Origin of the sequence: Aeribacillus sp. FSL K6-3256 (assembly GCF_037965805.1) — a bacterium.
GTDB lineage: Bacteria > Bacillota > Bacilli > Bacillales > Aeribacillaceae > Aeribacillus > Aeribacillus composti.
The window spans coordinates 420,330-432,806 of sequence record NZ_CP150188.1 but is presented as its reverse complement, the minus strand read 5'-3'; the positions used below and the strand labels follow the sequence as shown (position 1 = coordinate 432,806).

Annotated in this window: 10 protein-coding genes; all 10 read right to left on the bottom strand. The window is 38.8% G+C overall.

Annotated features, from left to right (window positions below; translation table 11 throughout):
• Nucleotides 1-327 precede the first annotated feature (327 nt).
• Nucleotides 328-840, bottom strand: coding sequence for a DUF3231 family protein (locus NSQ84_RS02225; RefSeq protein ID WP_066248132.1), 513 nt, complete (start codon nt 838-840; stop codon nt 328-330).
• 786 nt (nt 841-1,626) lie between these two features.
• Complete coding sequence (locus NSQ84_RS02220; protein WP_063387626.1) at nt 1,627-2,493, bottom strand: class II fructose-bisphosphate aldolase; 867 nt, start codon at nt 2,491-2,493, stop codon at nt 1,627-1,629.
• 117 nt (nt 2,494-2,610) lie between these two features.
• A complete protein-coding gene (iolG, locus tag NSQ84_RS02215) occupies nt 2,611-3,609 on the bottom strand; it encodes an inositol 2-dehydrogenase (RefSeq protein ID WP_242009336.1) in 999 nt (332 codons plus the stop codon).
• A gap of 210 nt (nt 3,610-3,819) precedes the next feature.
• Nucleotides 3,820-4,806 (bottom strand): sugar ABC transporter substrate-binding protein, encoded by a 987-nt coding sequence (locus tag NSQ84_RS02210; RefSeq protein ID WP_327873446.1) that lies wholly within the window; start codon nt 4,804-4,806, stop codon nt 3,820-3,822.
• A gap of 60 nt (nt 4,807-4,866) precedes the next feature.
• The gene (locus NSQ84_RS02205; RefSeq protein ID WP_063387628.1) at nt 4,867-5,859 is read right to left on the bottom strand and encodes an ABC transporter permease; all 993 of its coding nucleotides are present in this window, start codon (nt 5,857-5,859) and stop codon (nt 4,867-4,869) included.
• A complete protein-coding gene (locus NSQ84_RS02200) occupies nt 5,859-7,343 on the bottom strand; it encodes a sugar ABC transporter ATP-binding protein (RefSeq protein ID WP_327873450.1) in 1,485 nt (494 codons plus the stop codon). Before NSQ84_RS02200 ends, NSQ84_RS02205 begins: the two co-directional genes overlap by 1 nt.
• Nucleotides 7,344-7,445: 102 nt before the next feature.
• The gene (gene iolG, locus NSQ84_RS02195) at nt 7,446-8,465 is read right to left on the bottom strand and encodes an inositol 2-dehydrogenase (protein WP_066248131.1); all 1,020 of its coding nucleotides are present in this window, start codon (nt 8,463-8,465) and stop codon (nt 7,446-7,448) included.
• Nucleotides 8,466-8,478: 13 nt separating this feature from the next.
• Nucleotides 8,479-9,477, bottom strand: coding sequence for a Gfo/Idh/MocA family oxidoreductase (locus NSQ84_RS02190; RefSeq protein ID WP_066248129.1), 999 nt, complete (start codon nt 9,475-9,477; stop codon nt 8,479-8,481).
• A 157-nt stretch (nt 9,478-9,634) separates the two neighbouring features.
• Nucleotides 9,635-10,528, bottom strand: coding sequence for a myo-inosose-2 dehydratase (gene iolE, locus NSQ84_RS02185; protein ID WP_063387631.1), 894 nt, complete (start codon nt 10,526-10,528; stop codon nt 9,635-9,637).
• Nucleotides 10,529-10,543: 15 nt separating this feature from the next.
• Nucleotides 10,544-12,454, bottom strand: coding sequence for a 3D-(3,5/4)-trihydroxycyclohexane-1,2-dione acylhydrolase (decyclizing) (iolD, locus tag NSQ84_RS02180; protein WP_130158043.1), 1,911 nt, complete (start codon nt 12,452-12,454; stop codon nt 10,544-10,546).
• Between the last annotated feature and the right edge of the window lie 23 nt (nt 12,455-12,477).

Genomic DNA, 12,477 nt, shown 5'->3' with positions numbered 1-12,477 from the left:
TTTTCACCTCCTTTTAATAATTGTTAACATTTAATATGTCCATCAAAAGAACAATTATTCTTTAGATATAGAAGCCGTTTAGGGCGTCATTTTTAAACCTATTCAATTCAATAAACGAGTGCGTTAAAGAAAAAATAGATGGTAAAAAAAGAGAAATGAATGCAATTACAAGGTATATATCTTCTATAAAAGAAGGGAAGCTATTATCAAATGTTTTAAGGCAGGGATTGGGGATTTACTGTTATTCCACAAACGTGATGAATGGTTGGCATACAAAAGACGATTTTTAAAAAGTAAAAGCTTGCGGCATCGCAAGCTTTTCCATATTTAGCAATCCGAACTTTTCACGTTGAGCGGCGGTGGAACTAGCCAGCCTTTTTCTTTGTTTATTCTAAGCAATTTAGCACCATATTGCGCTTTTTTTACGTGAAATTGACCAAACATTAAAGCAATATCTTCCCTGATGCACTCTCCTATAATTGTACTGCATGCCACTAAACCAGCAGAAATATCTTTGCTAAGCATTGCAGCTATTTCCGGGTCGGCAAATCTCGCACCAGCTGGAATATCTTCCAAACATGCTTTTGGCCGTTCTGGGGGTGATGGCGGAAGTGCTATTCCATTTTCTTTTAACAAGTTTTCTATTTCTTGTATTTCCGGTTTTAAAACGTTTTCGATGCTATCCTCTATAAAACGTTTTAAATCCTTATCGCCTGTGTGGTTGAGCAATGTTTGATATCCGGCAACAAATCCTTTAGCCGTTTGTAAATACGACCATACGCCAAATATTTCTCCGTAGTGCATTGGCTCTTCTTTTGGATTACCGCTTAAAATTCCCATAATAAACCTCCTAACAAAATTCATATATCACCATTCTTTAGATAATATGGATTGATTGAAATACAATTATGCAAAGGAAAGTGAAGTTTTAAAAAAACTTATTATGTTATTGGAATTTTGTACGAAGGATGAACAAAGAAGTTTGTGTAATGCATTGATTAGATCATCAAATTTAGTTAAATTTTCAATCCTTCTAACAGTACTTTTCGATAGGAAATTTGACTACAAAAAAGGACTACCTCCTTTCTTCTTAGTAAGGAAGTAGTCCTCACTTATTCTATAGACCAGTTCTCAAAAAAGTGGTCAAATTTTATTACATGCACCCTACATATCCTTTTATTGTAATAATTTTACAGTTCCCTTTGACTTTCTTGCATTTTGATTTTAGAGGGCAATGACTACAGTCTTCACATTCAAGATTTTGAAGCTTTGCTCATAACCAGACGGGTCCTTTTTGTTTTGGTATTTTTTAAACGCAACTCTTCTTCCATTTGGGCAGATAAAACAATTATCTTGCTCACAATACGTCCAGTTTTTCGCATTTTTGTGTCCTTTTTGTATTTGTGTGTTGTTCTTGTACATAGGTTCCATAAGGAATCAGAAAATCAAATCGAGGCTCTTTCTCAACACCAACTGCATATAGTTTTCTTCACTGCCATATCCTGCATCCGCAATGACTGCTTTCGGCTTGGGTAAAGAAAATTTGCCAGTTTCTCCATATTTTCTTGGATGAGCTTTTCGATTCCCCGGCAGGAATAAATCTTTTGGGAATAAGCGTACAGAAAACTATATTTTTTGCATCAATTTTTCTATTCGATTGGAGCTTCCGAAAATCTCAATATGGTATTTGACATTTTCATATGCGGCACGGATAACATCTTGATGAAACACAAAATAATCTGTATAGCAAGAAGATTGGACATTTTTATTTATATGATTGATAACATTGTTGAAGGTTGAAGTAGCAACATTAATTTTTCTAATTCCTAACTTAATGCATTCTTTAAAATCATTCTCTTCGATTCCCGATCCACCGTGCAATACAAGCGGTATTTCAACTCGCTCATCAATTTCCTTCAAACGGTCAAACCGCAAATTTGGTTCACCTTTATATACGCCGTGGGCGTTCCCGATTGCAATTGCTAATGCATCTACTTTTGTTTCTTCCGCAAATTTCTCAGCTTCTTCAACCCCTGTAATAGTTATTTCGATATCTTCTGACCCATCTTCGCTTCCTCCGACTCTTCCAATCTCAGCTTCAACGGTTGCACCGTAGAAGTTCGCCAGTTTAACAATTTCTTTTGTCTTTTCTATATTTTCTTTTAAAGGTAAATGTGATCCATCATACATGACAGATGTAAAGCCGATATCAAGTGCCTGCTTGATTTTTTCATAAGTTAAACCGTGATCAAAATGAACTGCTACTGGGACAACAGATTGTTTCGCAGCTTCAACCATTAATGGGCCGATTAAATGAAGTGGAGAATGCTTCAAACGAACTTCGGCAATTTGCAATATAATGGGCGATCTTAATTCCTCTGCCGCTTGGATCGCCCCCATAACCATTTCCATATTTGCAACACTAAATGCACCGATTCCAAAATTATCCTCTTCTGCACTTGCGAAAATCTCTCGCATTGTCACTAAAGGCATTTATTCATCATCCTTTTCCTATACCGACTATTTTCTGGGGAAAATCTGTACTTGCTATTACGTTTTCTATACAAAATGTTCAATGAAAAACAACGAATTTTTTTCTTAAATGGTTTGTTAAAACTCGACTTTCACCGGTACTCCTTTTTCAAATGACTCTTGCGCAGCTTTGGCAATTCTTTGTGCTTGCAAGCCATCAAATCCACTGCACAAAACAGATTCATTATCCATGCAAGCATGAACAAATTGCTTAACTTCTTCAATATAGGCTTCGGAATAACGTTCAAGAAAGAAATAGAGCGGTTTATCCTTCACAACATGGTCAGATGTTGATAATTCAACTGTTGTCGGCCGGCAATTATCAGCAGTTGCCGCCCCTTTATCTCCAAAAATTTCTACTCTCTGATCATATCCATAAACGGCCTGTCTGCTATTATCAATGACACCTAATGCACCATTTTCAAATTTTAGTGTTACAACCGCCGTGTCGATATCACCGGCTTTGCCAATTTCTGAATCTATTAAAACGGCTCCTTGAGCAAAAACTTCAACTACTTCACTGTTTACAATATAACGAGCCATATCGAAATCGTGGATCATCATATCCATAAATAAACCGCCTGAAGTCCGCACGTAATCAATGGTTGGCGGTTTTGGATCCCTTGAAGTAATTTTTAAAATATGAGGTGTTCCAATTTGTCCTTGTTGAACAAGATCGTGTAGCCTTTTAAAATTCGGATCAAAGCGTCTGTTAAATCCTACTTGAAATTTGACGCCAGCCTTTTCAACTTCATTAATTACCTCTACTGTTTCTTCAACTGAAAAACTAACCGGTTTTTCACAAAAGATATGCTTACCGGCCGCCGCAGCCTTTTTAATAATTTCGGCATGCGTAGAAGTTGGAGAGCAAACAAAAATGGCATGGATTTCCGGATCACGTAAAAGATCCTCATAATTATCCGTAACTATTGAAATGTTCTTTTCTTTTGCCCAATCTTCCATTTGAGCAATCATTACATCCGATATTCCTTTAATCTTTACATTTGGTATATGCTGCATGTTTTCTGCATGCAGCCGCCCGATTCTCCCTGCTCCAATAATTCCAATGTTTATCATGTTCCGATCTCCTCCATTTTCACCAAGAAAATGACCATCATTTGGCATGATGAAATCTGCTTGCTCATCATTAAAAGTTTTTTATTTAAGTAAATAAAGGATCATTATATTAATGAGCTCGAGCTAAAGAAGCTCGAGCTATTTAATGGTTTTACGTGTCCGACACACTTGTTGTTGCGAACAACCATCTTTTCATCAGTTAACAAAAATTTATTCTTTCGTAATGCTTTTCAAGAATTCTAATTTTTCTTGCGCATTTTCTTTTGTGATGACATCAATGCCGCTGTCAATTCTTTTTTCAACTTTTTCACCTTTTATAGCTTTAATTGCATTTTCAACTCCTAAATATCCCATGTCATAAGGGCTTTGAGCAATTGTTCCGGCTAATTTTCCGGCTATAATCGATTCAACAGCTTCAACTGTACCGTCTGTGCCAATGACCGGGATTTTCATTCCTTTAGCTTCAACTGCCCGGAGCACTCCAAGTGCCATATCATCGTTTGCAGCAAATACACCTTTAATATTTTTATTGTTCTGTAATATATTCTCCATTACTGACATCGCTTTTGATTTATCACTATCTGCCGGTTGTTCAGCTACTACTTTCATCTCAGCATCTTCTAAAGCCTTTTTGGCTCCTTTTATACGCTCATCCGTTGCAGTGTTCCCAAGAGCACCGCTAATAAGAGCTACTTCATCCCCTTTATTCAACATTGATGCAAGCAATTTTCCAGCTTCCTGACCAGCTGTGAAGTTTTCTGTTCCAATAAATGTTGTTTTATCTTTCAGTTCTGCGTCTGTATCAATGAGCAATACAGGAATGCCCTGTTGTGTAGCCTGTTCTAGTGAAGGAACAACAGTTGAAGGCTGAGTTGGCGAAACAACTAATGCCCCCGGCGATTGATTGATTTGGTCCTCAATCATATTTACTTGTTCGATCACTTGAGACTCTGAAGCTGGTCCTACAACATTTACTTCAACACCCAATTCTTTTCCAGCTGCTTTCGCACCAGCCTCTACATATTTCCAATATGGGCTGCTTAACGTTTTTAAAACGACTGATATTGTTTTACCTTCTAAATCGTTGCCTTCTTTCTCACTACTTCCCCCTGAAGATTTTTCACCCCCACATCCAGATGCAATAATCATGCTAGCAGCCATTGCTACAACACCTAAAGATTTCACCCATTTTTTCATAAAATCATCCCCCTTGAATTTATAAATAAATTTTAAATATTAACACTATTTTTAAAAAAGTTAGTCTTTCTTGCTTTTTCTCTGTCTAATCACATCTACATAAACAGCCGCTATAATAACAAATCCTATGACTGCCATTTGAAAATCGGCTGAAACATTCAATAAGTTAAGGCCATTTCTCAACACAGCAATAATTAAAGCTCCTATCAGAGTTCCCCAAACTGTTCCAACTCCACCAAAAAAGCTTGCTCCGCCAATAATTACCGCTGCAATGGCATCCAACTCATATGATAAACCTGCAAGCGGGAAGGCAGAATTTACTCTTCCTACCATAACTAATCCTGCCAGCGATGCCATAAAACCACTGATTGTATAAACAATGACAAGAACACGATCAACATTGATTCCAGATAAATGAGCTGCTTCTTTATTTCCTCCAATTGCATAAATATATCTTCCGGTTTTTGTTCTAGTTAAAAATATATGGAAAATGATATACATCACGATAACTAGCAAAAAGCTCACAGGAATTGGACCGACAAATTCTCTCCCCAAAAATTGAATTAAATACGGAAATCCGGCAATTGGTGCAGCTGCTGTTACAATCAGCGCTAAACCACGTGCTATGTTCATTGTTCCAAGAGTAGAAATAAACGGATGAGGCAATTTAAGCTTTGTCAGCAATATTCCGTTTAACCACCCAAAAAAACACCCAACTAATAAGCATACAAGAATTCCTAAAATGGGATGCATGCCCATATTAACGGAAACAATCCCCATTAACATGATTGAAATAGCTAAAATGGATCCGACCGATAAGTCGATACCTGCAGTCAAAATCGGCAAGAGCATCCCTAAAGCCAACAATGCATTAATGGATGACTGTCTGGCGATATTCATGATGTTGTTGATGGTTAAAAACTTATCCGATAGAATCGTGAGAACTGTACATAAAATGATAAGCCCGATCAGAGCGCCAAACTTACTAAGATAATGCTTGACAGATTTCTTTTCAACATTCGTTTCCGAGCTGTTCACCGCTAACTCTCTCATCAATTACTCCCTCCTGTAGCCGCTTTCATGATCTTCTCTTGCGAAGCTTCATTAATAGGAAAGTCTGCTGTTATTTTTCCTTCAGACATCACCAGTACGCGATCGCACATTCCCAAAATTTCCGGCAAATCAGACGAAATCATTAAAACGATGGCTCCATTTTCAACTAATTGATTCATCAACCGATATACTTCCACTTTAGCGCCAACGTCGATACCACGTGTCGGTTCATCAAATATAAAGACTTTCGCTTTTGTACAAAGCCATTTGGCTATAACGACTTTTTGCTGGTTTCCTCCGCTCAGCTTTCTTGCATTCAGTTCAATATTTCCCGGGCGGATTTTCAATTCTTTTACATAGTCCATGGCTCCCTGCTTGATTTTTTTCAAATCTATTAATTTGCTCTTTTTTCTAAAGTTATCCATATTAGCAAGGACAATGTTCATGTATAACGGTTGATCCAGCAGCAAACCTTCACTTTTTCTATCCTCTGTAATAAAGGCTATTCCGGCAGAGATGGCGTCCCTAGGTGATTTAATGTCGACTAATTTTCCGTCAACATAGATCTTGCCTTTTTCCTTTTTATCTGCACCAAAAATGGCTCTTGCCAGCTCCGTTCTGCCGGCACCAACAAGTCCGGAAATACCGACAATTTCGCCGCGGCGAATACTAAAGCTGACAGGTTCTTTAAAGCCGCTAACTTTTAAATCTTCGACTCTAAAGCCTTCTTCCCCTAACGTAAAGGTTTGTTTTGGATATTTTTCTTCAAGAGTTCTACCTACCATCAGTTCAATCCAATGATCCGTGCTCGTTGTCTTTACTGGAAGTGTATCGATTTTAAAGCCGTCTCTTAAAATAGTGATTCGATCGCCAATTCGTTTAATTTCTTCAAGTCTATGAGAAATAAATATGATAGCAATTCCTTTTTCTTTTAATTGTTCGACCGTTTTATATAACTGTTCTACCTCCGACTGGCTCAAACTCGCTGTTGGTTCGTCCATGATAATTAATTTCGCATCTAAAGTAAGAGCTTTCGCAATTTCGACTAGCTGCTGCTGACCTATTCCTAAGTAACCGAGCGGCTGCTCTGCAATAGCTGGATCTTGTCCAAGCATCTGCAAAAATTGCTTCGCGCTTTCTTTCATTTGTTTGTGGTTGATAAATGAAAGTTTTCCATTCCCTTTAATTTCCCGGCCTAAAAATATATTTTCATAGACTTTCAGCTCTGGAATCACGTTTAGTTCTTGGTATATCGTTGCTATTCCAAGCTGCATGGCATCCAAAGGTGAGCTGATTTGAACCGGCTGGCCTTCCCAATAAATTTCTCCTTCATCTTTTTGATAGGCTCCCGTCAAAATTTTAATCAACGTTGATTTACCAGCCCCATTTTCACCTAACAGCACATGAACTTCCCCAGGTTTCACTTCAAAATCAATGCCCTTCAAAACATGATTATTTGAAAAGCTTTTTTTAATGCCCTTCATCACCAGTAGGCTTCCTTCAGCACTAGCCAATGTTTTTTCCTCCTTTCTCTGCGTATAGGAACTAATCTATTAAGAGAATCAACAGCTATTCTGAAGACAAAATCATAATATTTTAGATGTTTTCAAGGAAACTTTTTCTTGCTTAAAAAACGATTCTTGTGCCGCAACAGCAATTTCTTGAGCTTTTACTCCATCTTCAACAGTTACTTTAGGTTGATACCCCTCTAGTAAAGCATTAAAAAAGTCTTCCAGCTCGAGATAATAGGCGTCTTTAAATCTAGTCGGAAAATCTTGAACAATATCATGAACTGCGCCAGAACTGGTCAAAACTTGAATGTTATGTTGACGCAAGCCGCCAATAAAAATAGTTCCTTCCGTACCTATTACTTCCGCACGTATATCATAGCCATAATGGGCATTTCTGCTGGATTCAACGTCACCAACGGCTCCCGATTCAAATTCTAAATAACAGAGAGATTGATCCACATCTTGATATTTGGACATAAACGGATATTTTAAAACTTTGCCGTGAGCTGATACTGCTTCAACGTCTGATTCCATTAAATACCTTGCAATGTCAAAATCATGAATGGCCATATCAATAAATATACCGCCGCTATTTTTTATAAATTCTTCAGGAGGCGATGCTGGATCGCGGGAAATTCCCCGAAAATAAATTGGTTTTCCGATATCTCCTCTTAAAATTCTTTTTTTGGCTTCAGCGTACGCTGGATCGAACCGTCTCATAAAGCCGACCTGACAAATTGTGTTATGCCGCTTCATTATTTCAAAAATTTCTTTCGCTTCGTCTAAATTGCTGACAAGCGGTTTTTCAACAAAAACTGCTTTATTGCTAAAAGCTGCTTCCTTCAACAGTTCAAAATGCGTACTCGTAGGAGAAGCAATGATAACAGCCTCAATCCGATCATTGGAAAAAATATCACTTGGATTTGTAGTGAAGTTAGGAACATCTAATTCTATGGAAACTTTTTTGGCAAGCTCTTCATTTCTATCACAAATGTATACTAGTTCAGCGGATTGGATTTTTGTCTTAACGTTTACGGCATGCCAATATCCAAGACGTCCCAGCCCGATCACTGCACAGCGAATTTTTCTGTTCATTTTCATTACCTTCCTAAAATTTATTTAGACTTGCTACTACGGATTGATTGCGCAAAGATTCATAACCTTTTTCTATATAATGAATAACTTGAATAGAATTTCGGATTCCATAAACTGGTTGTTTTCCGTTGATAATGCAATCATTTACATGCTCCACTTGATTGAAATACTGATTATCTTTATATGTTTCAAACAGTATTATTTCGTTATTGTCATCTTTTACAATTACTTTGCCCTTTTGATCTGATGACACATCAGGCCGAAAAGAGGAATCTACTAAAATGGTTCCGCGCTCTCCTATAATTTCATACCGATTAATAAATGGCAGCTTCATGCTGGCGGTAATTTCAGCTGTTCTTCCAAACTCATCTACAAAAATACAAGTTGATAACATATCCACTTTATGTTCAGGGTCAACTTCCCCCAACATAACAACTTTCTCTGGTTTTATTCCGATGATCTGGCTCATCGCATGAACTCCGTAACACCCGACATCCCACATAGCTCCTCCGCCTAATGCGGGGTTTAAACGAATATCATCCCGGTCTTGCAAACTCCAAGAAAAATGTGATTTTACATGCAATATGCTTCCGATCATCCCCGAAGCCAATAAATCCTTTACACGTGCATGTTGTTTATGGAATTGATACATAAAGGCTTCCATAAAAATTACGTTGTTTTGCTCTACAGCTTCCTGAACCTTCAATAATTCTTTCGTACTAACAGCTGCAGGCTTTTCTACTAAAATATGCTTTCCCTTCTGTGCAGCTTTTATTGCCCATTCGGCGTGCAGGGCATTTGGAAGAGGAATATAAACTACATCAATCGATTCATCTTCTAACAATTGATCGTAATCACTATAAACCTTTGGAATATTGAATCGGGCGACTTTTTCTTTGCTTCTGCTCGCAATCGCTACAACTTCGGAACGAGAGGATTGTCTCAGGGCAGGAAGAAGCTGCTCGTAAGCAATATTAGCTGCACTCATAATTCCCCACTTTACTTTTTCCATTTTGATCACCTTTCACAAAATTTTCTGAACGGCAAAGGTAAAATCATGACCGCCCAGCATCCCATTACAATCAAAGTTACGAATCGATTGTTTCGATTAACGGGTGACATTTTTTTAAAGAGCGAAACTGTTGTTTGTTTCATCCTCCATGCCCTGCTTAAGAGTTGTTTAATAATTTTTCATTTATATACTTACGAGCAATTAAAGCGTATTCCAATGGATGGGCTATTGACGGATCTTGTTCGGCTTCAACGATAATCCATCCTTTGTATTGATGGTCCAATAGTTTTTGATAAAGTACGGTAAAATCAATGCAGCCGTCCCCTGGTACCGTAAAGATTCCGCTTAAGAAGGAATTCATGAATGATTTTCCTTCTTTTTTGCACTCCTCCATTATCTTTTTTCTTACATCTTTAAAGTGCACGTGTTTTATGCGGTCAATATGCTTGTTTAATAGCTGCTGGCAATCTTCATCGGAAACATAGATGTGGCCTGTGTCATAGAGCAGGTGCACGTAGTTTGCATCAGTGTTTTCCATTAACCGATCAATCTCCGGAAGGGTTTGAACCCCCGTTCCCATATGATGGTGATAAACTAATTTCAAACCGTACTGCACAGCGATTTTTCCCAGTTCGTTCAGGCCTTCGCACAATTGGGTCCACTCGGCATCTGTAAAGTGCGGCTTTTCGGAAAAAACATTTTTATCGGTACCTTGAATGCTGTAAGTCTGCTCAGAAACTACTGCCACATCTGCATGAACTTCATACAAGTATTGACAATGCTGATGGAAAGCCCGTTTAGCTTCTTCTATGCCGTCGCGGATAATAAAACTGCTAAACCACCGTCCTGCTATTTTTAAGTTTCGCAGCTTCAATTCCTTGTTTAACACTTTCGGCTCAGGGAAAAAGCCGCCGACTTCGGTGCCTTCAAAACCTGCGACAACAATGTCGCTTAAAAGGTGCTGCAACGTATTTTCAGCTCCGATTTCCGGTATATCATCATTTCTCCAGCCGATCGGCGAAATTCCCCATAAGATGTCTTGCTCTCCCATTGTTTGTCTCCTTCTTTAATATTGTTTGGCAGTTTTTAAATTTTCTTGTTTTTCTTTAAATGCTTTTTGCACACTTTCCTTTTCAGAGACTTCCGCAACCCCGACATGCCACCAGCTTTCATAGCCATTTGTCATGGTCTTTGGAAGCACTTTCATTTCTATTAAAGTAGATACATTTTGTTTCTTGGCATCTTCTAATGCTGCTTTCAATTCTTCGACTGTATTGGCACGGTAAGTTTTGGCTCCGTAGCCTTCAGCCACTTTTGCATAATCAATGTTCATGATTTGATTGTCATGTGTTCGGAATTCGCAATAATAGCTTCCCATTCCATTGCCCATTTGCAGGTTGCTAATACAGCCAAATCCTGAGTTGTCAAACAGCAAAATATTAATTTTATGATTATATTGAATGGCTGTAACCAATTCAGAATGCAGCATGAGGAAGCTGCCGTCACCGACCATGGCATAAACTTCTTTGTCAGGCTGCGCAAGCTTGATTCCTAAAGCACCCGACACTTCATATCCCATACACGAATACCCGTATTCCATATGGTATGTGTTAGGTTCTGTTGAATGCCATAAGCGTTGAAGATCTCCAGGCAATGAACCAGCTGAACCGATGATGATACTGTCAGGCGAAACCGCTTCATTAATCGCCAATAATGCAGTGGTCTGCGCCAATTCTGTATTTAACGCATCTGCATATTCATTCAGCACTTCTTGGGAAAACTGATCTTTTATTTCCGGTGTAAAGTTTTCCCTGTCAAACACTATCTTGCTTAAACGGTCGCGCTCTCTCAGCCACTCCTCTTTTAATTCGACAATTTGATCTCCGAATTCGCTTTTATACCCGTCCAACAGCGGGAATAACAGCTCCAAAGTTGTTTTGGCGTCTGCAACTACTTGAAAACCATCCATTTTATAGGCCTGCAAACGGCTGACATTAATGTTCAAAAACTTTGCCTGTTCAAAATTGAACGCTGTTTTCGACGAAGTCGTAAAATCTGTATATCTTGTTCCCACTCCAATAATCAAATCCGCTTCTTTAGCCGCTTTATTGGCAGCTAATGTTCCGGTTACTCCGATTCCGCCCAAATTATTTTTAAATGTTGATTCGACTGTCGATTTTCCGGCTTGCGTTTCGACAAGCGGAATATCATGCTTCTCGGAAAGCTTGATTAAAATATCCCTCGCTTGGGAATATTTTGCACCGCCGCCCACAATGATAAGTGGTTTTTTGCTTGATTTTATTAATTCTGCAGCTCCCTTTAGCTCTCGATCGGTCGGCAATTTGCGGTCAAGATAGTGCACCCGTTTTTCAAAAAATTTCTCATCAAAATCAAACGCTTCCCCTTCGGCATCTTGCGAAATGCAGATGGTCGCAGGACCCGCTTTGGCCGGATCTGTCATCACTTCAAAAGCTCTGATTAAACTTGACATCAACTGTTCAGGGCGTGTGATCCGATCCCAATATCTTGATACGGGCTTGAGCGCATCATTGGTTGTCACCGCCGTACTATATTCATGTTCCACTTGCTGCAAAACAGGATCAGGCTGGCGGGTTGCAAAGGTATCTGCAGGGAGCAGAAGGACGGGAATATTATTGGAAAGAGCTGTACCCGCTGCCGCGACCAAGTTGGCCGACCCCGGTCCAACCGACGTGGTGACGGCAAATATTTTTTGCCGAAGCATTTGTTTGCTGTAAGCAATGGCTGCATGCGTCATTCCTTGTTCATTTTTCCCTTGAATTACTTTTAAATGGCCGGGATCTTGCTCAAGCGCCTGACCAATTCCTAAAACATTGCCATGTCCGAATACATTGAAGATTCCTTCCACAAAGGGAAATTCTTTACCGTCAACGTGAATGTATTGTTGGTTCAAAAATTTGATTAAAGCTTGAGCTGTTGTCAACCGGATAGTTCCCATCTTTTTCACCCCTGATCGTATTC

Excerpts from the sequence above, each read along its gene's own strand:
- NSQ84_RS02225 (WP_066248132.1), bottom strand. The coding sequence starts at position 840 with ATGGGAATTTTAAGCGGTAATCCAAAAGAAGAGCCAATGCACTACGGA.
- NSQ84_RS02220 (WP_063387626.1), bottom strand. The coding sequence starts at position 2,493 with ATGCCTTTAGTGACAATGCGAGAGATTTTCGCAAGTGCAGAAGAGGAT.
- iolG (WP_242009336.1), bottom strand. The coding sequence starts at position 3,609 with ATGATAAACATTGGAATTATTGGAGCAGGGAGAATCGGGCGGCTGCAT.
- NSQ84_RS02210 (WP_327873446.1), bottom strand. The coding sequence starts at position 4,806 with ATGAAAAAATGGGTGAAATCTTTAGGTGTTGTAGCAATGGCTGCTAGC.
- NSQ84_RS02205 (WP_063387628.1), bottom strand. The coding sequence starts at position 5,859 with ATGAGAGAGTTAGCGGTGAACAGCTCGGAAACGAATGTTGAAAAGAAA.
- NSQ84_RS02200 (WP_327873450.1), bottom strand. The coding sequence starts at position 7,343 with ATGAAGGGCATTAAAAAAAGCTTTTCAAATAATCATGTTTTGAAGGGC.
- iolG (WP_066248131.1), bottom strand. The coding sequence starts at position 8,465 with ATGAACAGAAAAATTCGCTGTGCAGTGATCGGGCTGGGACGTCTTGGA.
- NSQ84_RS02190 (WP_066248129.1), bottom strand. The coding sequence starts at position 9,477 with ATGGAAAAAGTAAAGTGGGGAATTATGAGTGCAGCTAATATTGCTTAC.
- iolE (WP_063387631.1), bottom strand. The coding sequence starts at position 10,528 with ATGGGAGAGCAAGACATCTTATGGGGAATTTCGCCGATCGGCTGGAGA.
- iolD (WP_130158043.1), bottom strand. The coding sequence starts at position 12,454 with ATGGGAACTATCCGGTTGACAACAGCTCAAGCTTTAATCAAATTTTTG.